General features: G+C 59.0%; 19 protein-coding genes. 10 read left to right on the plus strand and 9 right to left on the minus strand.

Annotation, left to right across the window (positions count from 1 at the left end; genetic code table 11):
• Positions 1-2 precede the first annotated feature (2 nt).
• Complete coding sequence (gyrA, locus tag MHX63_RS07915) at positions 3-2,516, minus strand: DNA gyrase subunit A (protein WP_239388021.1); 2,514 nt, start codon at positions 2,514-2,516, stop codon at positions 3-5.
• A 413-nt stretch (positions 2,517-2,929) separates the two neighbouring features.
• Between gyrA and MHX63_RS07920 the strand changes: the two genes are divergently transcribed.
• A complete protein-coding gene (locus MHX63_RS07920; RefSeq protein ID WP_239388022.1) occupies positions 2,930-3,670 on the plus strand; it encodes a cell surface protein in 741 nt (246 codons plus the stop codon).
• Between the two features lie 143 nt (positions 3,671-3,813).
• On the opposite strand, the gene MHX63_RS07925 is transcribed toward MHX63_RS07920, so the two are convergent.
• The 6 genes from MHX63_RS07925 to dnaA form a co-directional block, all read right to left on the minus strand.
• On the minus strand, positions 3,814-4,815 hold the full coding sequence (locus MHX63_RS07925) for an alpha/beta fold hydrolase (protein ID WP_239388023.1): 1,002 nt from the start codon (positions 4,813-4,815) through the stop codon (positions 3,814-3,816).
• A 9-nt stretch (positions 4,816-4,824) separates the two neighbouring features.
• Positions 4,825-6,849 carry a DNA topoisomerase (ATP-hydrolyzing) subunit B gene (gyrB, locus tag MHX63_RS07930; RefSeq protein ID WP_239388024.1) on the minus strand — a complete coding sequence of 675 codons (2,025 nt, stop codon included), beginning with the start codon at positions 6,847-6,849 and terminating at the stop codon, positions 4,825-4,827.
• Positions 6,850-6,959: 110 nt separating this feature from the next.
• Positions 6,960-7,487: a DUF721 domain-containing protein gene (locus tag MHX63_RS07935; RefSeq protein ID WP_239388025.1), complete on the minus strand. Its 528-nt coding sequence runs from the start codon at positions 7,485-7,487 to the stop codon at positions 6,960-6,962.
• Positions 7,477-8,814: a DNA replication/repair protein RecF gene (gene recF, locus MHX63_RS07940; protein ID WP_239388026.1), complete on the minus strand. Its 1,338-nt coding sequence runs from the start codon at positions 8,812-8,814 to the stop codon at positions 7,477-7,479. The genes MHX63_RS07935 and recF overlap by 11 nt, the downstream gene beginning before the upstream one ends.
• Positions 8,815-8,860: 46 nt before the next feature.
• A complete protein-coding gene (gene dnaN, locus MHX63_RS07945) occupies positions 8,861-10,045 on the minus strand; it encodes a DNA polymerase III subunit beta (RefSeq protein WP_239388027.1) in 1,185 nt (394 codons plus the stop codon).
• Between the two features lie 572 nt (positions 10,046-10,617).
• The gene (gene dnaA / locus MHX63_RS07950; protein ID WP_239388028.1) at positions 10,618-12,357 is read right to left on the minus strand and encodes a chromosomal replication initiator protein DnaA; all 1,740 of its coding nucleotides are present in this window, start codon (positions 12,355-12,357) and stop codon (positions 10,618-10,620) included.
• Between the two features lie 706 nt (positions 12,358-13,063).
• Between dnaA and rpmH the strand changes: the two genes are divergently transcribed.
• The 9 genes from rpmH to MHX63_RS07995 all read left to right on the plus strand — a co-directional run bounded on the left by rpmH (position 13,064) and on the right by MHX63_RS07995 (position 20,294).
• On the plus strand, positions 13,064-13,207 hold the full coding sequence (gene rpmH / locus MHX63_RS07955) for a 50S ribosomal protein L34 (protein WP_005292556.1): 144 nt from the start codon (positions 13,064-13,066) through the stop codon (positions 13,205-13,207).
• Positions 13,208-13,291: 84 nt separating this feature from the next.
• Positions 13,292-13,681, plus strand: a complete 390-nt coding sequence (gene rnpA, locus MHX63_RS07960; RefSeq protein ID WP_239388029.1) for a ribonuclease P protein component — start codon at positions 13,292-13,294, stop codon at positions 13,679-13,681.
• A gap of 91 nt (positions 13,682-13,772) precedes the next feature.
• Entirely contained in the window at positions 13,773-14,015 is a 243-nt protein-coding gene (yidD, locus tag MHX63_RS07965) for a membrane protein insertion efficiency factor YidD (RefSeq protein WP_239388030.1), read from the plus strand.
• Between the two features lie 88 nt (positions 14,016-14,103).
• On the plus strand, positions 14,104-15,078 hold the full coding sequence (yidC, locus tag MHX63_RS07970; protein ID WP_239388031.1) for a membrane protein insertase YidC: 975 nt from the start codon (positions 14,104-14,106) through the stop codon (positions 15,076-15,078).
• 224 nt (positions 15,079-15,302) lie between these two features.
• Positions 15,303-15,971, plus strand: a complete 669-nt coding sequence (rsmG, locus tag MHX63_RS07975) for a 16S rRNA (guanine(527)-N(7))-methyltransferase RsmG (RefSeq protein ID WP_239388032.1) — start codon at positions 15,303-15,305, stop codon at positions 15,969-15,971.
• A 96-nt stretch (positions 15,972-16,067) separates the two neighbouring features.
• Positions 16,068-17,006 (plus strand): ParA family protein, encoded by a 939-nt coding sequence (locus MHX63_RS07980; RefSeq protein WP_239388033.1) that lies wholly within the window; start codon positions 16,068-16,070, stop codon positions 17,004-17,006.
• A 260-nt stretch (positions 17,007-17,266) separates the two neighbouring features.
• Entirely contained in the window at positions 17,267-18,544 is a 1,278-nt protein-coding gene (locus MHX63_RS07985; protein ID WP_239388090.1) for a ParB/RepB/Spo0J family partition protein, read from the plus strand.
• A 68-nt stretch (positions 18,545-18,612) separates the two neighbouring features.
• Positions 18,613-19,194 carry a nitroreductase family protein gene (locus MHX63_RS07990; RefSeq protein WP_239388034.1) on the plus strand — a complete coding sequence of 194 codons (582 nt, stop codon included), beginning with the start codon at positions 18,613-18,615 and terminating at the stop codon, positions 19,192-19,194.
• A gap of 329 nt (positions 19,195-19,523) precedes the next feature.
• Complete coding sequence (locus MHX63_RS07995) at positions 19,524-20,294, plus strand: hypothetical protein (RefSeq protein WP_239388035.1); 771 nt, start codon at positions 19,524-19,526, stop codon at positions 20,292-20,294.
• Here the strand turns inward: MHX63_RS07995 and MHX63_RS08000 are convergent.
• Entirely contained in the window at positions 20,268-21,455 is a 1,188-nt protein-coding gene (locus MHX63_RS08000; protein WP_239388036.1) for an N-acetylmuramoyl-L-alanine amidase, read from the minus strand. The two genes, MHX63_RS07995 and MHX63_RS08000, sit on opposite strands and share 27 nt — an antisense overlap.
• A 173-nt stretch (positions 21,456-21,628) precedes the next feature.
• Positions 21,629-21,952, minus strand: coding sequence for a thioredoxin (gene trxA / locus MHX63_RS08005; protein ID WP_239388037.1), 324 nt, complete (start codon positions 21,950-21,952; stop codon positions 21,629-21,631).
• Positions 21,953-21,959: the final 7 nt, after the last annotated feature.

Below are 21,959 nucleotides of genomic sequence, written 5' to 3' on the forward strand. Positions count from 1 at the left end.
GCCTATTCGGAATCCGTCTCCGCCTTCACGGTGGCCTCGGCAGACTCCTCTGCCTCTTCCTCCACGTTGCGATCCACGGCAACCAGCTCATTGCCCTTGGCCAGGTCCACCAGGCGCACGCCCATGGTCGCACGACCGCTGTGGCGGATCTGGCTGACCTCGGTGCGAATCACGCCGCCGTTGGAGGTCATAGCCAGGATCTCGTCATCATCGTTGACCGTCAGCGCACCGATCAGCTTGCCGCGCTTCTTGTCATACTTAAACGCAACCACGCCCAGGCCGCCACGGCCCTTCGTCGGGTACTCCTCCATCGGCGTGCGCTTGCCGTAGCCACCAGAGGTAGCCACGAACAGGGAAGAATCCTCAGCCACGACCGTCAGCGCCAGCAGCTGGTCCTCCTCGCGGAAGCGCATGCCCTTCACACCGGCGGTAGCGCGGCCCATCGGGCGCAGCGTCTCATCGTCAGCGGTGAAGCGCATGGCCTGACCTTCTTCGGAAACCAGCAGCAGATCGTCCTCGGCGGTGCACAGCTGCGCACCAACCAGGCGATCGCCCTCGTTCAAGTTGATGGCGATCAATCCACCGGAACGGGCCGTATCGTAATCCGTCAGGCGGGACTTCTTCACCCGGCCATGTGCGGTAGCCAGCACCAGGTACGGGGCATCCTCGTAGGACTGGATCTGGATGACCTGGGCGATCTGCTCGCCCGGCTGGAACTCCAGCAGGTTAGCCACGTGCTGGCCACGGGCTGTACGGGTGGCCTCCGGCAGCTCGAAGGCGCGCAGGCGATACACGCGGCCGAAGTTGGTGAAGAACAGGATCGTGTCGTGCGTCGAGCAGACGAAGAAGTGGCGTACCACGTCGTCCTGCTTCAACTCGGCACCGCGCACGCCCTTGCCGCCGCGGCGCTGGCTACGGTAGCTATCCACCTTCGTGCGCTTCGCGTAGCCGGTGGAAGTGATGGTCACAACCACGTTCTCGCGGGCAATCAGGTCTTCCTCGGACACGTCGCCGGAAGCGGCGATGATCTGCGTGCGGCGCTCGTCGCCGTACTTATCCACGATCTCGGCCAGCTCGGTGCGGACGATGTCGCGCTGGCGCTGCGGGGATTCCAGGATCGCCTTCAGGTCGGCGATGGTCTCCTCCAGCTCCGCCAGCTCGTCAATGATCTTCTGGCGCTCCATCGCGGCCAGGCGGCGTAGCTGCATAGCCAGAATGTGGTCGGCCTGCACCTCGTCGACATCCAGCAGGTCGATCAGGCCGGTGCGGGCCTCGTCCACCGTCGGGGAGCGACGGATCAGGGCGATGACCTCGTCCAGCATGTCCAGAGCCTTCACCAGGCCACGCAGGATGTGGGCGCGCTTCTCGGCCTCGTCTAGGCGGAACTGGGTGCGGCGCACGATCACGTCGATCTGGTGGTCCACGTAGTGGCGCAGTATCTGGTCCAGGCGCAGGGTACGCGGCACGCCGTCCACGATGGACAGCATGTTGGAGCCGAAGCTGGTCTGCAGCTGGGAGTGCTTGTACAGGTTGTTCAGCACCACGCGCGGCACAGCGTCGCGCTTCAGAGTGATGACGATGCGCATGCCCACGCGGTCGGAGGACTCATCGTCGATCTTGGAGATGCCGGCGATCTTGCCGTCACGGATCTGCTCCGCGATCGAGGCCACCAGGTTGTCCGGGTTCACCTGGTAGGGCAGCTCGGTGATGATGATGACCTGGCGGTTGCCCTCTTCCTCGATGCTGGTCACGCCACGCATGCGGATGGAGCCACGGCCGGTGCGGTAGGTGTCCTGGATACCCTTGTCGCCGACGATCAGACCGGCCGTCGGGAAGTCCGGTCCCTTCACCCGCTCCATGCAGGCCTCCAGCGCGTCGGCCTCCTCAGCATCCGGGTTGTCGAGCAGCCAGTAAATGGCTTCCGCCAGCTCGTTCAGGTTGTGCGGCGGGATGTTAGTGGCCATGCCCACGGCAATGCCGCCGGAGCCGTTCATCAGCAGGTTCGGCACGCGGGACGGCAGCACTGTCGGCTCGGTGGTCTTGCCGTCGTAGTTGGGCTGGAACTCGACGGTGTTCTCGCGGATGTCGCGCACCATCTCCATCGCCAGGGGCGTCATACGGCACTCGGTGTAACGCATGGCGGCCGCGCCGTCGTTACCACGGGAACCGAAGTTGCCCTGGCCGTCGACTAGCGGATAGCGCATGGACCACGGCTGGGCCAGGCGCACGAGGGTGTCGTAGATCGCGCTATCGCCGTGCGGGTGGTAGTTACCCATCGTGTCGGCGACGGGCTTCGCGGACTTCACGTAGCTGCGCTCGGGGCGGTAGCCGTTGTCGAACATCGCGTAGAGGATGCGTCGGTGCACGGGCTTCAGACCGTCACGGACTTCGGGCAGGGCGCGTCCGACGATCACGCTCATGGCGTAATCGATGTAGCTGGACTTCATTTCCTCCTGCAGATCGATCGGTGTGACTCGATCGAAGAGGTTGTCGCTACCGTTGTTGTCGTCGCTCACTGTTTTGAGAAGCCTTTCTGTTTAGCCTTCAGACCTATCCATTCTACCCCCTTGTTGTGGGTTTCCTGCGCTTTGGAGGCTTTGTGACGCCACCTTTCCCGCCCCGTTAGGTGAATTCGAAACAAGATCGTCTCTACGGCTTGAACTGATTTGGAACTTATAAATGAATTGTTAATACGCCTGTTACCCCCATAGTGGGGGTAAATCAAAGTGGCTGGTGTGAAAAGTTGCGCAAATGTGCAGTCTCGCGCTGATCAGTCAGTTTAGAAAGAATTCCTCGGAAATACGCCTGGGCAGGAGTTTTTGTAATTTCTAGCGCTGAAGAACCCGAGGCCAGGAGCTACCCTAAAAATGTCCGACGTTTCACCCAGAAGCCAAACTGTTTGGCTTTCCACAAAAAACAGGAGATTGACATGAAGCTGTCCAAGAAGATCACCGCTACCGCCGCTGCTACCGTTCTGGCTTCCGCAGCCCTGCTGACCCCGGTTGCTAACGCTCAGGTAAAGGGGGGCTACCCAGCTCCGGCCGAGGGAGACTACGGCGCTTGCGAAGAGCTGCCAGGCGCTTGCGAAGAGCTGCCAGGCGCTTGCGAAGAGCAGCCAGGTGAAGGCGAGGAGCAGCCAGGTGAAGGCGAGGAGCAGCCAGGTGAAGGCGAGGACCAGCCAGGCGCTGACGACGAGAACGAGCCGGCCGGCTCCTCCAACATGAGCAAGGAAGACAAGATCGCTGCTGGCATCGGTGGCTCCATCGTTGGCCTGGGTGTTCTGGGTGCAGTCCTGGGCAACGCCGGCGACAAGGCCGAGGACGAGGCTGAGGCTCCGGCTGAGGGCGAGGGCAAGCCTGAGGCTCCGGCTGAGGGCGAGGGCAAGCCTGAGGCTCCGGCAGAGGAAGAGGCTGAGGCACCGGCTGCCGACGAAGTGGGTCCGGCTGAGGACGAGGCGGAGGCAGCGGCTGCCGACGAAGAGGCTCCGGCAGAGGACGCGGCTGAGGCACCGGTCGCAGAGGCTCCGGCTGCAGACGCTGAGGCACCGGCAGAGCGCAACGTTCAGCTGGCTAACACCGGCGTTAAGCCGGAGATCTCCATCCTGGCTGGCCTGGCTCTGATCTCCGTGGTCGCTGGCGCTTGGATGATGTTCGCTCGCCGCCAGGCATAACCCACAGTTCAATAGCGTAAAGCGAAGCTTGCCTATAGCTTGAAACCCGGAAAAACCCGCGTCCCTTCACCGTCCGAAGGGGCGCGGGTTTTTGGCCTCTACTGCTGCCTGCCCGAGCTATTACATGGGCTGCCCAGCTCTAGCTAATCCACAATCTCCTTCCAGAACTGCTCCAGTCGATCAGAAACCATCTGCGGCTCCCGCGCCCAGCGGTTGTGCCCCAGCTGCGAATCGAACTGCTCCACCCGAGTCACCTCGGCCGGCAACTCCGCCGCGAGGTTTTCCGCGGACGCAATCGGACAGTCCTCGTCGTTCGCACAGCGTGTCAGCAGCACCGGGGTGCGCACGGACTTCTTCGCCTCTTCGTAGTCCATGTCCTGGTCCGCCAGCTTGTGCAGGCGGTTTGTTTGCCCATAACGGAACCACTCACGCAGCTGCGTGCCCGATTGGCGCCCATAACCCGCCAAATCCAGCACGCCCGCGGGCTGGTATCCAAAAAGCAGGATATTCAGCATGATCTGGTAGGTACCGAAGCGCAACCGCGTACGCTGCTTACCTTCAAACCCCTTGTAGTACGGGGTGCCGGAACCCACTCCCATCATCCCGCGAATGCCTAACTCTGCAGCCTCGGGACGCGCCAGGAAGAGCGCACCGATCTGTCCGCCCATCGAATGGCAAAGCATTAACGTGGGGTGATTTTTATTGACGCCCAGCACCTCCTTCGCCGCCCGGATCGTTCGCGGATAATCCTCAGAGGCCAGGTGGTGGTAACCCCATTGGTGCTTGCGGGTGGCTACGGCCGTGGAACTACCCTGCCCACGCAACTCGCCGGTAACCACCGGGTATCCACGGTCGGCCAGCTCCCAGGCGATCGGGTCGTAATAGCGAGCACCCATTCCGAAGCCCGGCCAGACCACGATCAGGGGGCGCGCACGATCCCACGCGGCATCCGCTGGGCTGTTCGCTGGATTCGCAGTACTGCCGGAGGCGGTGGCGTCAGTACCTTCCTCCCCCACCCTCGCCGTGCCGGGCAGAAACAGGCGAACCTGCGACGTGGTGCCGTCGACCATCTCAACCGGCAGCAGGACCGGCTCCCGGCGCGGCTGGGTACGAGTGGTTTTCGCTTGGTGTTTCGAATCGCTCACAACACTCGATTAAACATCAAGGAAGCGCACGTCGCGCGCGTTTTTGGTAATGAAGCTGCGGCGGGCCACAACATCGTCGCCCATCAGCACGCTGAAGATCTCGTCGGCGGCCGCGGCATCCTCCAGGTCCACGCGACGCAGGGTGCGCACCGTCGGGTCCATGGTGGTTTCCCACAGCTCCTTGGCGTTCATCTCACCCAGACCCTTGTAGCGCTGGATGCCGTCGTCCTTGTTGATCTTCCGGCCCTGCGCCAGGCCTTCCTCGAGCTGCTCGTCACGGTCGCGGTCGCTGAAGGCAAAGCCCGGCTCGCCCTTGGCCCATTTCAGCTTGTACAGCGGCGGCTGGGCCAGGTACACGTAGCCCTCCTCCACCAGCGGACGCATGAAGCGGAACAGCAGGGTCAGCAGCAGCGTGGCAATGTGTTGGCCATCCACGTCGGCGTCGGCCATCAGCACGATCTTGTGATAGCGCAGCTTCTTTATGTCGAACTCGTCGTGGATTCCGGTGCCCAGGGCTGTGATGATGGCCTGAACCTCGTTGTTCTTCAGCACCTTATCCATGCGTGCCTTCTCCACGTTCAGGATCTTGCCGCGCAGCGGCAGGATGGCCTGGTACATGGAATCGCGACCGGATTTCGCGGAGCCACCTGCGGAATCGCCCTCCACGATGTACAGCTCGCTGAGCTTCGGATCGCGGGAACGGCAATCGGCTAGCTTGCCTGGCAGGCCACCGATGTCGGAAGCGGACTTGCGGCGCACCATGTCGCGGGCCTTGCGGGCAGCGTCGCGAGCGTGGGCGGAAGCCACCGCCTTGTCCACAATGGCTTTCGCTTCCGCCGGGTTGGCATCCAGCCAATCAGCCAGATGCTCGTTCACGGCCCTCTGCACGAAACCCTTGATCTCGGTGTTGCCGAGCTTAGTCTTCGTCTGGCCCTCGAACTGTGGGTCGCCGACGCGCACGGAGATGACTGCTGCGAGGCCTTCGCGCACGTCGTCACCGCTGAGTTTCGGGTCCTTGGCCTTCAGTAGCTTGTGATCGCGGGCGTAGCGGTTCATCAGGGAGGTCAGCGCCGCGCGGAAGCCCTCCTCGTGCGTACCACCTTCGATTGTGTTGATGGTGTTGGCGAAGGTGTGGACGGACTGGCTAAAGCCGCTGTTCCACTGCAGCGCAACCTCTACCTCGTGGTCCTCCTCGGCCACGTCAAAAGAGATGATGGTCGGGTGAATCGCGGTGCGCTTGCGGTTGATGTAGGCAACGTAGTCCTTCAGGCCCTCCGGGTAGTGGAAGACACGGGTGCGCGGACCCTTCTTCTTCTCCGCCTCTGCAGCCTTTTCCTCGGCGGACTTCGGTGCGGCCGCATCCTCCGCTGCGGTCTCCAGCTCTTCATCGTCCTCAAGGTGCTCGCGTTCGTCGACGAGCTTGATGGTCAGGCCCTTGTTCAGGAAGGCCATCTCCTGCAGGCGCTTGGCCACGGTATCGAAATTAAACTCGACGGTCTCAAAGATCTCCGGGTCCGGCCAGAAGCACTGCTTCGTGCCAGAGCCACGGGCCTTCTTCACCTGCTGCAGCTCCTCGGGCACAGCCTGGTTGAAGTTTTGACGCCACAGGTACCCGTCGCGCTTAATCTCAGTCTCCATGCGGGTGGACAGGGCGTTGACCACCGAGATACCCACACCGTGCAGACCACCGGAAACGGCATAGGAGTCCGAGTCGAACTTGCCGCCCGCGTGCAGCTGCGTCATAACAACCTGCACGGTCGGCGGGCCGGTCGGGTGATCCTCCACTGGGATACCACGGCCGTCGTCGATGACCTCCACGCCACCGTCGGCCAGCAGCGTTACGCTGACTTCCTTGGCATATCCCGCCATGGCTTCGTCAACCGAGTTGTCCACAACTTCCCACACCAGGTGGTGCAGGCCGCGCTCGCCGGTGGAACCGATGTACATACCGGGGCGTTTGCGAACGGCCTCCAGGCCCTCGAGGATCGTAATTGAACTCGCGCCGTAGTCGCTCTGCTTCTGTGGTTCAGCCACGGTGGGTCAAACTCCTTTTCTCGCGCGTAAATAACCACCCCATTCTAGCGCGTCGCGGGCCTAAAGGTGCCATTGGACAGGCCGTTTGAGCTATTTGAGCCGTGTTTAGATCATCCGAAGTCGTCTCGCGGCCCGCGTCCTTGCACGCGCAGCTTGCCGTATTTCGGCCGCCGGATGTTGGGACCCTCGATCCGCAATTGGGCCACCACGTCCTCGCCGGCACGCTTGGCTATGGCCTGCAGGATCACGGTCTGCATGTAGCGCAGCTGAGTGGTCCACGGGGTGGAATCACACTCGATCACCAGGATCTGTGCTTCTTCCTCATAGCGCACCGGGCGGGTGTGTTCGGCGATTTTGTCACCCACCAGCTCCGGCCAGGCGTTCATGATCCGCGCGACGGTTACCCGCTGCTGCCAACCCTGCCGCTTGATCTCACGCCCGATGAGCGCACCGAAACGCTTCGGCTCCCGGTAACTGCGATCCAGCCGCCCATCCATGCGGGTCTTGTACCTGGTCGCCTTGCGGTACGTGGCCTTCTTGTTCTTTTTTGGTGACGCCACCAGCGGCAACTCAGCCTGCGGGGAACCACCGGCCTTCTTCATGGCAGCGAGGGCTTGGGCTACCGGGTCAGTTGCCATCGGCCTCGCCATCCTTCACACTGCGTTCCGCCGCGCTTGCTGCTGCCTCTTCCGTGGCAATAGTTGGAGCATTTGCTGGAGTATCAGCCAGGACATTAGCAGCGGGAGTCTTGAGTTCATCAATAGTGTAGATCTTCGCCACATCTCGCAGGGCCTCTGGAATGTCCTCATCCACCGCAGCGGTGATGAGGACCTGCTCGGCGCTGGAGATGAGGTCGACGAGGTGGTGGCGTCGAGAAGAATCGAGCTCCGCGAAAACATCGTCGAGGATCACGACGGGCTCGACCCCGTCCCCACGCTGCATAAAGAACGCGGCCAAACGCAGCGAGAGAGCAAAGGACCAAGATTCGCCGTGCGAGGCGTAACCCTTGGCTGGCTGGTGGCCGAGAATCAAGTTCACGTCGTCGCGGTGCGGGCCCAGCAGCGTGGTGCCACGCTCGACCTCCTGGGGGCGCTTGGTGGCGAAAGCCTGCAGCAGCGTGGCCTCGGCGATTTCCGGGCTCAGCAATGCCGTGGGCTGATCCGGTTCACTCACGCCTAGGTGAATGCCCGAGTCAGCGAGTTCCGCATCAATGGTGGACGTGTAAGACATGTGCGCGGGGCGCGATTGAGGGGCCAGCGATTGATATGTCTGCTGCAGGTGCGGGGCGAGGTCGTGGACGATCTGCACCCGCGCGGACATGATCTGCCCGCCCAGCGCGGCCAGCTGGCTATCCCACACGTCAAGGGTGGCCAGGGCGGATTCCGCATCAGCCTTGATGTCCTCCGAAAGGTTATGGCTGGCCCCCTTCGGGGCGCCAACGACGAGCCGCAACGCGAAAGCCGACTGGCGCAGCAGAGCGTTCCGCTGGCGCAGAGCTTTGTCGTAATCTGCCTTCACCGCAGCTAGGCGCGGATAGCGGGCAATCATGATTGTGTCGAGAAAATGGCGGCGCTGTTCGGGCTCACCGCGGATAAGCGCCAAATCCTCCGGAGAGAACAGCGTGGTTCGCACAACCCCCAGCAGATCCCGCTGGGAGTTCATGGCAGCACGGTTAATGTGCGCGCGATTCGAGCCGCGGGCACGGATGGCCAGGTGAGCGGTGAGCTCGCGGCCATTGTTTACGGCGGTGGCGGAGATGTTGGCGATGTCCTCCCCACGCCGCACCAGGGCAGCATCGGTGTTGACGCGGTGCGAGCTTAGGTGGGCAAGGTAACCGAGTGCCTCGACAATGTTGGTTTTCCCGTGGCCGTTAGGGCCGGAGAAGATCGTAATGCCAGGGCTGAGCTGCAGGTCGAGTTCCTCCCACGACCTGTAGTTACTCAGACGAAGATTGGAGACATACACGGCTAGCTAGAAATAAACCTAGAAATCTACCCTGGCTTAGTCCGGCTTAACCCGGCAGGCGCACGGGCATCAGCAGGTAGGTGAAGTCCGTTTCCGGGGTTGCGAAGTTACCCTCTGCATCTGCCTCAGGTAGCTCGCCCGGATCCGGCAGCAAGATTGCGGGACGAGAAGCCATGGTGAAGCCGAAAACCACGCGCGGGGTGTGGATGGCTGCCAAGCCTTCCTTCAGGTAGCTGGGGTTAAACGCAATGACCAGCGGTTCGCCGGCGAAAGCGCAATCCAGGGTTTCCGTAGCCGAACCGACATCGCTGCCACCTGCGGAAAGGGTTACGGTGTTGTCCTTGAAATCCATCCGGATCTGGGAGTTCCGCTCGGCGACGATGGAGACGCGCTTGATGGCCTCCTGCAGCGGGGCGATCTCCACGCTGGCCAAGGCAGTGTGCGTCTTCGGCAATAGTGGGCGGAACTTCGGGAATTCTGCGTCGAGCAGGCGCGTGGTAGTGTGCCGCGACTCGGTGGAAATGCCCAGCAGACCATCAGCGCCGATATCCTCGCCGCTACCCACTGCGATTTCAATGGGATCGGTGTTATTCGGATCCATGGAACGCGCGGTATCAGCCAGGGTGCGGGCCGGGATCAGTAGCTTCGCTTGCGCGTCGGCCTGTGCCGGGTTCCACTGGAAGCTGCGAACGGCCAGACGGAAGCGGTCGGTGGCGACCATAATGACATTCTCGCCGTCGATTTCAACGTGCACGCCGGTGAGCATCGGCAGGGTGTCGTCGCGGCCCGCCGCCACCGCTACCTGTGAGATGGATTCTGCAAAGAGGTTCGGGTCGATAGTGCCAGTGACCTCGGGAAGCTCCGGCAGAACCGGGTAATCCTCGATAGTCATTGCGGGCAATTCGAACTTGGACTTGCCAGTCTTGAGAGTCACAGTAGTGCCGTCGAACTCGATGTTGATCGGTTTATTCGGCAGAGAACCGACGATATCGGAGGCCAGCTTGCCGGCTACGAGGATCTTGCCGGGCTCGTTAACCTCGGCATTGATGCGCACGCGAGTGGAGACCTCGCGGTCGAATCCAGAAAGTTCCAGCCCTTCGTCGTCAGCAATTATCATCACGCCGCGCAGGATGGGCTGGGTCGGCTTGCTAGGCAGGGAGCGGGCTACCCAACCGAGTGCGGATGCGAAGTCATCCTTGGGAACAATGAAACTCACTGTTTGGCTATCCATGCTCAATCTAACTTCCGTGCTCTCGTCGCTCTCGTGGTTCGTCTGATCAAGATTAACCCACAAGCTCTATTTCTGTTTATTCCCTTTTATTTAGAGAGATAGCAGTCGTAGTAGGTGTTGTGGATCCTGTGCACAAACCCTAATCGATGCACGTCGCACCGTGGGTTCGCGTGTTGATGATTCGGTGGACAAGTTGTGAATAAGAGTTCTTGACTGTGGATAACTTCGGCGGGTCGTAAGTTGTACACACCTTGTCCACTGCTGTTTACCCAGTTTAGGCGCAGTTTTCCCCAGGGGACGGGGTGCTGTTTTGTGACGCAGCTAACTTTTCATCCTTCGTGGCGTATCCGGAGACCGCCAAAACCGCTACCCCTTGAATTACAAGTTTGAAATTACACTTGTGGAAAACCCTGTGGAATTGTGGATAACTCAGTCGAATCCCGGTCTAGTAAAGGTCAGACCCTCGTGAGTTATCCACAGCGAGCCTGGGGATAACTCGTCGAATCTGGGGAAAACTGTGGGAAACTCACGCCTCCCACTGTCGCCGGGGGTGGTGCTAGTGGTCGGCGGAGCTAATCCCGGGCATGGGACTTGATCTTTTGTGTTAGTTCCTGCACCTGATCGAAGACTTTCTTGTTCTCCGACAGGGATTCCCGCACGCGCCGCTCCGCGTACATCACCGTGGTGTGGTCGCGGCCGCCGAATGCACTTCCCAGCTTCGGCAGGGATAGATCCGTCAACTCGCGACACAGATACATGGCGATCTGCCGGGCCTGCACAAACTTCTTGGCCCTACCCTTCCCCACCAGCTCGTCCGTGGTCAGGTTGAAGTAGTTCGCTACTACCTCGATGACGTGCTGCGGCACGATCTCCACGTCCTGGTCCGCCGGCGAAATGTCGCGAAGCGCAATCTCGGCCGTCTCTACCGTTAAAGGTTCGTGGCTTAGAGCGCAGTAGGCCGTCACGCGGATCAACGCACCGTCGAGCTCGCGGATGGACTTCTCGTAGCGACTGGCAATCAGCACCTTCACGTCCTCCGGCAACTGCACATTGTCGGATTCGGCCTTCTTCGTCAGAATCGCGATGCGCGTTTCCAGGTCCGGGGTTTGCACGTCCGTAATTAGGCCGCCCTCGAAGCGCGTACGCAGGCGGTCTTCCAGGGTGGTCAGTTGCCGGGGAGGCCGGTCGGAACTCAAGACGATCTGCTTATTCGCCTGATGCAGGGCGTTAAACGTGTGGAAGAATTCCTCCTGCGTGGACTCCTTGTTCTGCAGGAACTGAATATCATCCACGATTAGCATGTCCAGGTTGCGGTAACGCCGCTTGAAGGATTCGCGAGTGTCGTTAGCGATCGAGTTAATGAAGTCGTTCGTCAGCTCCTCCGAACTCACATACTTCACCCGCATATTCGGCTGCAGTTCTTTGGCGTAATGCCCGATGGCATGAAGCAGGTGTGTTTTGCCCAGGCCCGATTCGCCCCAGATAAACAGGGGGTTATAGGCCTTCGCCGGCGCCTCGGCCACAGCTCGACATGCCGCGGCGGCGAAGTTATTCGAGGAACCAACCACGAAATTTTCGAACGTGTAGTTCTTGTTCAGCAGCGACTCGCCGTCGAGTCCATCGTTGAAACTCGAAGATGGCTGCGGCGAAGGTGCGTGCCGCGGGGCCGGACGGTGCGCGGTCTCCTTGTTCGTCCAGCGCGTGGGCGTCGGAGATGGGTTCGGGTCGATACGGTTCTCCGACGCTGCGTATTGCCCGGCGAGTTCGTCGGCGTCATGCTCCCGCTGCCGCGCCGCTTCCTCGGCAGTTTCAGCAGTAGCGCTAACCCCAGCCTGCGCCACGCCGTCCCTCTGCTCGGCCTTGTTGACCAGTTCCTCTACCTGCGACATCGAAAGGTTGTCTGCGGTTGCCACCGACTCTGTTTGTGACGTCCCTTCGTGGGTATTGCCGGCAGAGTCAGCATCAGATTGACTGTCGTTCGTTGTCTCGGCGCGATCCTCGGGCTCCCCGTTGGTGCTGGTGATAGCAAGGCTGACGGAGAGATCCAACCGTGTCTTGAGGACGTGCTTGATGGGGTCGATCAGGTCTTTCTCGATCGATTCCTTGGTCCATTTGTTCGGGGTTTCCAGCACCACGATGCGCCCCATGAGCCCGACTGGTCTGACTTTTCGAAGCAGCGAGCGCTGCTTGGGAGAGATCACCGGTAGGTCTGGGTCGGGATTAGTCGATGAGCTATCGACGAGCCAATCGTGCATGATGGCATCCCACATGTCCGGGAAGTGTTCCTCGATGGAGAAGTTCGAGTTGCTCATGGGGCTCCAGGGTTGGTCGGGGGTGGCCGAAAAGTTAACGGGGGTTAAACCTCGGGTGCTTTAGCAGGTTGCGCTGTTTTGCAGTTGTTCACGGCTAAGTACACAGTGCGAAACGTGGCCTATCCTGCGTTTCCACACAGTTATACACACCTGTGGATATCTTCTTTGCACATGTTATCCCCAAGGTACAGCGCTCTTGTGGATAACTCTAGTTCAGGTGTGAGAATGCTCTTGACCTGCATGTATAAGGTGTAAAGTATAGGTTTAGTGTTTGGGGGTGGAGTAGTTTTCCACAAGGCCTAACGATATTTGACGTAGACCGTTTCCACCCTTATTGGCCTTTGTTCACACCCCAACTCAACCAGCAAAATTGTGTGCTTACGTGGCGGTTTAATGCCTACTAAGGTGGCACCTGTCGCGAAGGTTAACGTGGTGTCTCTCTAAAATTTGGATAACTTCCGTCACAGCACGTATCCTTGACTCGTCTATGGCAACCCACATACGACAGCAGGTCACCACGCTGTCTATCGGGTGCCTCCGGTACCGGCTCTAAAGTCCGCTCGGACTGTGCCGGTGCAATTGTCCACTTGAATTTGTGGGCGCGCCGCTGGCTTAAGCGTTGATCCCAGCCCTCGTAGGGACTGGGTGTCTGTTGTGGCTGCAGGTGGCTCGTCCGCTGCTAGCGAAAGTTAAGGAGTGAAGTACCGTGGCCAAGGGCAAGCGTACTTTCCAGCCCAACAACCGTCGTCGTGCACGCGTGCACGGTTTCCGCACCCGCATGCGTACCCGCGCCGGCCGTGCCATCGTTTCCGCACGCCGCAACAAGGGCCGCAAGTCCCTGACCGCCTAAATTAGGCATAGACGTTCGCTCCACCCCAATATTCTTGGGGTGGATTGTCGTAGGGGCGTCAATAAATAGGAAAGAGCCACCACAGTGCTAGCTCCCCAGCACCGGCTTCGGTCGACCGCCTTGTTCGGGCAGACGATACGTAAGGGTCGGAAGAAGGGTAGCCTCACTGTGGTGGCTCATGTTTTGGTGGGCGGCGGTCGGGCCGAAGAGCTCCCTCTGCCGCTGCAGGAGGGGGCGACTGCAGGTCCGCGTTTGGGGCTCGTGGTTTCCAAGGCGGTCGGCAACGCCGTGACCAGGCACAATACCTCGCGGAAGCTTCGTCATGCCTTCCGTGCCGTGTTGGAGGAAGGTAGCCTGGACTTCCCTTCTGGCACCACGGTAGTGCTCCGCGCGTTGCCTAAGAGTGCCACCGCAAGTTTCGAGGAGGTGGTCGTCGATGTGCGCAGCTGCATCCGACGAGCCCTCCCCCACTAGCGAGCCCTCCCCCAAAAGTGATACGACCGCCAACAGTGACGGTCGCAATGGTCGGCCCGGTAGTGATGGTCGACTGGGGATTGGGGCCCGAATGGCTCGCCGATTGATCCTTGGTTACCAAAGTTATGTGTCACCCCTTAAAATGGGGCCAACATGCCGTTTTGATCCTACGTGCAGCAACTACGCCTTAACCGCTATAGGCCGTCACGGTCTGATTAAGGGGTCGCTTCTCGCGTTGGGTCGTTTGGCCCGCTGTGGGCCATGGCATCCGGGAGGTTGGGACCCAGTCCCACCTCGTCGTCCCCTGCGCTCGTGGGGCAGGCGGCATCGCTAGCTGTGTTCCTTTGTTGGACGCCAGCTATCCGGTGGCGCCGGCCCTACGGGACTTAAAAGATCAACTTCAGGAGAAACCTCGAGTCGCCATGGATTTTATTTATTATCCAGTGTCCGGCGTTTTGTGGTTCTGGCATAAGCTGTTTAGCTACGTCCTGAGCCCAGATTCGGGCATCACTTGGGCGCTGGCAATCATGTTCCTCGTGTTCACCATTCGTATTCTCTTGGTGAAGCCGATGGCCAATCAGCTGCGTTCCAGCCGCAAGATGCAAGAAATGCAGCCAAAGATGCAGGAGCTGCAGCGCAAGTACAAGAACGACCGCCAGACCCTGGCGATCGAGATGCGCAAGCTGCAGAAGGAGATGGGCGTTAACCCGCTGGCTTCCTGCCTGCCAATGCTGGTGCAGATGCCAATCTTCCTGGGTCTGTTCCACGTGCTCCGTTCCTTCAACCGAACGGGCACCGGTGTGGGTCAGCTGGGAATGACGGTTGAGGAGACTCGTAATACGCCGAACTACTTCTTCGGTGTGGACGAGGTTCAGTCCTTCCTGGACGCTCGTATCTTCGGTACTCCCCTTTCCGGCTTTATTTCCATGGACCCGAACAACTACCGTGCATTCTCTGAGGACGGCATAGTTGACTTCACCCGAACCAACATCATCCTGGTCGTCGTGCCGCTGATGTTGCTCGCTTCCGTGCTGATGCACTTCTCTGCTCGCATGTCCATGGACCGAGCTGCCAAGCGTCGCGCGGAGAACCCGATCAAGGCTAATGATCCTAAGGCGATGCAGTCACAGATGCAGATGGACATGATGCAGAAGCTGATGCTGTGGGTCATGCCTGTTCTGTACTTGATGGGCGGCTTCGCGTGGCAGGTTGGTCTTTCCCTGTACATGGCTACCAACATGACTTGGTCCTACCTGCAGCAGTACTTCCTCTACAAGAAGATGGATGCTGAGGAGGCGGCCGAGAAGGAAGCTATCGCCGCTTCCAAGCGCACCTCTGCCCCGAAGGTTGGTGCGCGTCCCGATAACCCCAAGAAGAAGGGTAAGAAGCGGAAGTAGTTCATAGCGCCAGCACTAGCCAAGAGTGCGGCACTTTGTTGCTCCTCGAACCGTCACCGTTATGGTGGCGGTTCTTTTTTCGGCAGCGCCGATCACGTAGCTTTCCGGCACTAGACTCCGGTGATGCTTTGCGACCCACGGGCTATAGAATGGGCTGAGTAAGAGAAGCCGAATGTTTCACGTGAAACATCGCCCCTACCTCCCACTGCTGAAGGAGTGCCTTGATGGGAAATCGAGACGACGAGAACATTCAAAATCCGGAACTTGGTGAACCACCAGCGGCTGCGATAGAGGCTTTCGGCGATCGTCTGTCGCTGGCTCAGGAGTACGCGGAGTTCTTGGCGACTGCCGGTATTGAGCGGGGTTTGCTAGGACCCCGCGAGGTTCCGCGTATCTGGGAGCGCCACATTCTTAATTCCGCTGTACTTGGGGAGGTTGTAGATGAGGGCTCCCGTGTTGTTGATATCGGTACCGGTGCCGGCCTGCCGGGTATTCCGCTGGCCATTGCGCGGCCGGATCTAAAGGTGCAGCTACTGGAACCTCTCCTGCGGCGGTATAACTTCCTGTTTGAGATCAACAATCGGCTTGGTCTGGGTTGTGAGGTTGTTCGAGGCCGCGCCGAGGAGCCCAATGTGGTTACGTCTTTGGGTGGTGCGGATGTGGCTACGTCTCGGGCTGTGGCACCGTTGGGTAAGCTTACGCGTTGGTCACTCCCCCTAGTACGCGTCGGTGGGGCTATGAAGGCTCTCAAGGGAGGTTCTGTCGCCGAAGAACTTCGGCGAGACGCTAAGGAGATCGCTAAAGCCGGAGGTGGTGATGGAAGCATCCAGTTGGTTGGCGAGTCTAAGGTGGCGGAACCTACACACGTAATCACCATTCCGCGTATCAAGTAGGACTCTCATTGAGGCCTCTCCGAGGCTGATCTATCCTTTACATACACCTCGATGTTTCACGTGAAACATCTCTTTTGACTTCAGGATTGGACATAGATGTCGACTTTCGACATGGATGAAACACCCATCGGGCGAGCTGCCCAGCAGGCCGCGCGCTTGAAGAACCCCAACCGGAACAAGCTGCCCCGGCCGGAGAAGTGCAGGAAGATCACCATTGCCAACCAGAAAGGGGGTGTAGGTAAGACAACGTCTACCGTTAACCTGGCGTGGTCACTCTCCCTTCTGGGTATGAAGGTGCTTGTTATTGACTTGGACCCGCAGGGAAATGCATCGACGGCGCTTAACGCGGTGCATCATGCAGGTACACCATCTTCCTATGAAGTTCTTCTGAATGAGATGTCTGTCAATCAAGTGATGCAGGGCAACGAGGAGAACGAGAACATCTTCTGTGTTCCAGCGACCATCGATCTCGCTGGAGCCGAGATCAGTTTGGTTAACGAAGTCCGTCGAGAGTACCGACTCTCCTCCGCCATAAGGGACGAGTGGATCGAAGAGCACGGGTTTGATTACGTCTTTATTGACTGTCCCCCATCGCTCGGACTGTTGACGATCAACGCGATGACGGCCGTGGATGAGGTACTCATTCCAATTCAGTGCGAGTATTATGCCCTCGAGGGCGTGAGCCAGTTGATCGATAACATCGCTATGATTCGTGAAAGCTTGAACCAGAACCTTCATATTTCGGGCGTGCTACTAACGATGTATGATGGTCGTACTAGGCTTTCTCAGAATGTCAGCGATGATGTTCGAACTCACTTCGGATCCGTGGTGTTGGATAACCATATTCCCCGCAACGTGAAAGTATCCGAGGCTCCGAGTTACAACATGACAGTGTTGCAGTACGACGGTGGCGCTCCTGGCGCGCTTGCCTACTACGACGCAGCAAAGGAATTTGCTCAGCGTGGCGACTATCTCCCCACTTCGGAAACGGCGCCCATCGGGATTGCCCCAGAACTACATAATCAGGGTGAGTAATAGTGGGGAAACGCAATAAAAAACAACCCAAATTGTCGAAGAAAGACTTAAGCCTCAACAAAGATAACGTTCTGAAGGCTGCGGATAGGAACGGGAACGCACACGTTGTGCCTAAAACACCGCAGAATCAGGAGAGTTCGTTGCCGAAGAAGAAGCCGGCGGGCGCGAGGATGCCCCAGAGTTCTGGAAAAAGCCTACCGTCGGACGCCGGTCGCGCTCTAGACGCGACCAAATCTAGTAACGGCTCTCGAAAGCCGCAGATGCCTTCCCCTAGCGCCGTAGGTAATGCCCGCCGAGGTGGCCTAGGCCGAGGTCTTGCCTCCCTTATTCCTACCGGTCCTTCTCGCCCTTCTCTAGGGGATGGAGCAGCCGACATAGTTCTGGGTAGCGGCTCAGGTAATGGTGCTGACACAAGAGGTTCCGACACCGACGCGCGTTCGCGTACCGGCGGGACGGATGGCCAGTCAGGCGAATCGACTGTCGACGCTCAAACGAGGTCCGCAGACTCGGAAGCTGGTCGAACCGACTCTGATATATCGACAATTGAACGAACGGGAAACGCCAGGGAGGGTAACCCAGGTATGGAGCCGAAACGTCACAGTGACGTTACAGTTTCGGGTACCCACCGGACTGGCGGTTTGGCTGGTGAAGTCACTGAGGATCGTTCGTCGACAGCGAACGTGTCCAATGTTTCACGTGAAACATCCGATGAGAATTTCGGGGCGACCTACCAAGAGCTAGCCCTCGACGCTATTCGTACAAATGCTAAGCAGCCGCGCGAAGTATTCGACGAAGAGGCTCTGCAAGAGCTCGTCCACTCCATCAAGGAGTTCGGACTCATGCAGCCAATCGTGGTTCGTAAGGCTCCGGATGAGGGGTCTACCTATGAACTCATCATGGGTGAGCGCCGCCTCCGAGCGGCAAAGCGAGCCGGGTTTGAAGTAATTCCCGCTATTGTCCGGGAAACTGCCGACGATGAGATGCTCCGGGACGCGCTGTTGGAGAACATTCACCGCGTCCAATTGAACCCGCTGGAGGAAGCGGCTGCCTACCAGCAGCTGATGGAAGAGTTTGGCGTAACTCAGGAACAGTTGGCGAAGAAGATTGGGCGTTCTCGCCCGCTGATCACCAATATGATCCGTTTGCTCCAATTGCCGGTTTCCGTCCAGCGGCGCGTCGGAGCGGGAGTGCTCAGCGCAGGTCACGCTCGTGCCCTCCTCGGATTGAAAAGCGGCGCAGACGAGCAGGAGAAGCTGGCTACCCGTGTTGTTAGCGAGGGATTGAGTGTGCGCGCCACCGAGGAAGCGGTGACTCTTCTAAACCGAGGGGATACGGCAGCAAATGGCACAAAGCCTAGTGGGCGCAAGCCCCAACAACTCCCGGAGGAGGTATCCAATTGGGTAGACAACGCCTCCGATGCGCTGGAGACGAAAGTAAGTGTCCAAATGGGGAAGAAAAAGGGCAAGATTGTCGTTGAGTTTGGTGGCCCTGAGGATTTCGACAGAATCATCGAACTGTTGAATTTTAAGAAGCACTAGAACGCTTAGGCTAACGAAGATCAAGCCAAAAGAGACGATACCGAACCTGATCAAAGGAGCACATTTTTATGACTCTGACCGTGACCGAAGCTATTACTTTTCGTCGTGCAACACGCAGGTTCACCGATCAGGCGATTCCCGCAGATGTGCTGGACCGTGTGGTTCAAAACGCTCTCGAAGCCCCAAGTGCGTTTAATGCGCAGATGCGTGACCTGGTTGTTGTGCAAGATCAAGACGTCAAGCAGGCCATCTTCGATGCTTCGGGGCAACAGCAATTCCTAGATGCGCCGGTGGTATTTGTTGTTGTTGGTCGCTCTGAGGAGCTTCCAGACGACGCCCAAGACGTGCTGGGGCCAGAGCTTAAGGAGAAGGTTCGTGATTTCAATGGCTCTGCATCGGCGGAGAAGCTACGCGAAATCGGCATTCGGGATGCCATGCTAGTTGCTGGATTCTTGCTACTTGCAGCCCAGGAACAGGGTCTTGCCACCTCTCCCACCACCGGCTGGAACGAAGAAGGCGTCAAGAAGGCTATTGGTCTTGAAGGACGCGATGACCGTTCAATCGCACTGGTAGTGGCCGCGGGTTACGCTGATGAAAAGCCCACTCATCCGGGCCGTGCCGCGAATCGCCGGGTGGATAACCACTTTTGATCTCTGTCCCTTCTTTTGGGAACCCCGATGTTTCACGTGAAACATCGGGGTTTTGTGTAGCAATAAACTGGCGATTTTGCCACGAGAATGATTGGTCCCCTATAGGATTCTCGTAGAAGCCAACCGAACTCTGTGGATTGCCCATTCCAGACTCGCTACCTTCAGGGGCTCCTGGATGTCTTCAACGAACAGAAAGGAGCACTGTGGAAGTACAAATTAAGGCCATTACCCCTCAGTGTTCCGTGGATCTAGAGCCTAGCGCAGCGGCATCGACCTTCTGGGCTCTTCCACCGGACTACGAAAGCCAAAGTGTTTTACCCAAAGACCCAGTGTTCGATAAGCAGGTATGGCTGCAGAACGTCCTCTTGGAATGGGGTATCTGCGGCTACACAGCCTTTGTTGGCACCGGTGATGCGGGTACCCGCCCGGTTCCCGCGGCGACGGTCTTTTTTGCTCCCGCGCGCTACATGCAGGGTATCGCAAACCTTCCTACTGCCCCGATCTCACCTGACGCAATTCTGCTGAGTACGGTACACGTGGCGGTGCCGTACATGGGCCTATACCTGGAGCATCAGCTCATAGATACGGTGCTTACTGAGGCACACCGGCGTGGTGTAAAGGCAGTGGAGGCCTTCGCACGAGTCGAGGACTTTGACGAGGAGTTTGCACGGCGGTTCAACGAGCCTTCGTGGCAGAAGGTGCGGGACGAGACAAAAAAAGAAGAAAGCGGATACAGCGCGCTCAAACCGCTCAAGTATGTTCCGGAGTCCTATCGGGGGTGGAAGACCGCCGCGGAAACCCACGGGGGCAACGCGGACGTTTTGGATAGCGCTCCGATGCTCTCCGAGGACATTCTCGAGGCGGAAGGTTTCAAGGTGGTTAAACACCACCGACAATTCCCACGCTATCGCTTTGAGATCGACGGGCCTCATAGCCTCTTTGGAGACTTTGCTGAAGAGGATCACGCACAGGTGAACGGACCGGAGAAGCTCCCCACCGTTATTGGTGGAAACCAGACGTCGAAAGCATCAGTAACGCCCGGCCGGGTGGCCACCCCCAGTCCGGAGCAGAATCTACTTGTTCGGAAGCTCTTCCTGTAGGAGCTCCACAAAGCTGAAGGTGCCAGTAGCGTGGACGTCCTTGTCCAGCAGATATAGGCGCTTCACGGCCACTACGATGGCCTCGGCGATGGTATCGCGCATAGCGGGATCAGTGAGGATCTCCACGTCCTTCGGGCTCGTCAGGTAACCGGGCACGACCTGCACCGTCGGCATGCTGGTCAGGCGCAGAATGTCCCACGTCTGACCGTGGTTAAAGCAGTTCTGCAGCGGCGTGCGGGCTACAATCTCGCGCTGAATAAAGCCGGAGAGCTTCTCGCCCACCATCGACGAGTAGCCCGTCAGCGAGCCAAAGTAGAAGGTTGCTGCGCCGTTGGCCTTCTCGTTTGGGTAAATGTCGGCACGCAGGCTAATCATGACGTCTGCGCCGAAGGCATTGGCAATGTTCGCGCGATCTTGGTTAGTGGGGTTGGCAGACCGGGGGCGCGAAAGAATAGTTTCCATCCCCGCCGCGATCATACGGCCTTCTACCCTGCCGGCCAGGTCCCACAGGATCTCCTCCTCCGAAATCTGCCCGAAGGGGCCGCTAACGATATATCCCTTGTTCGAGCCACCGAGACCCGGGTCAATCACCACGCGCTTGCCTGTTAGCTGCGGTCCGGCAGAGCGAATCTGTTCCTTCTCTCGAATTGATTGGGGTGAACCGCCGGTAATCCTCCGCCCCAGGTAAGACAGTGCGCGCAGAGTATCTGGGCCGACAACTCCGTCGTTATTCAGCCCGTAGTTCAGCTGGTAGTTCACTACCGCGGAGTGTGTACGCGGCCCGAAATGGCCGTCGACACGGCTGGTGTAGAAACCCAGATCGTGCAACTGAGTCTGCAGCTGCGCCACGTCGTCGCCGACGAACTGGTTGCCCTGGAGCGAGAGCACACGTGCACCCAGGGTGTAGGAGGCCTCACGCAGCGCACGCAATGTGCCGGGAGTGATGGTGCCGTCGGCAATAATGCCACGCTGCTGCTGAAACGCCTTCAGCGCCTCCGCCAGAGCCTCGTCGAAAACTTCTTCCTCGCTGGTCCAGCGCTGCGACTTGCTGCCGGTCGCGTCGCCTTCATACCCTTCCAGCAGCCCGAGACGCGCCAAGGTGCCGCGGACCTCGGCGACGCGCGGGCTGCGGTCGCCGACCTGGAGAAGCAAACGATCCACTGGGTTCAACACTCCAATTCTTCAAACTTTCGCGGCATTGAAGCCACTATGGCCACTGTGAGCCAAATCACATTTGAGATCTTTCGCCAACAGTGGCGAGCCATAGATGCAATTCTAGGGACAAATCCGCCGATCTGCTTTACTTGCAGGTCAGGCGTGTTGCATCAGTTGTTCTAAAGCTGTGCCTCAATTGCAGATCGCAGCGTGTCCCGATCCTGGGCGCCGGTGAATTCCGCGACCTTTTCCCCGTCCTTGAAAACCATGAGGGCGGGAATGGACATGACCTGGAACATGGCACCCAGCATGCGCTCCTCATCGACGTTCACCTTGGCGATCTTCGCTTTGCCATCGAACTCCGCCGCCAGCTCGTCGAGAATGGGCGTCATAGCTAGACAAGGGCGGCACCATTCGGCCCAAAAGTCGACAAGAACGGGCTGGGTGGCCTCGACGACCTCGGATTTGAAGCTGGACTGGGTGACGTTCACGATGTCGGACATAGTGGCG

Origin of the sequence: Corynebacterium sp. ACRQK (genome assembly GCF_022345965.1) — a bacterium.
In the GTDB taxonomy this organism is placed as follows: Bacteria; Actinomycetota; Actinomycetes; order Mycobacteriales; family Mycobacteriaceae; genus Corynebacterium.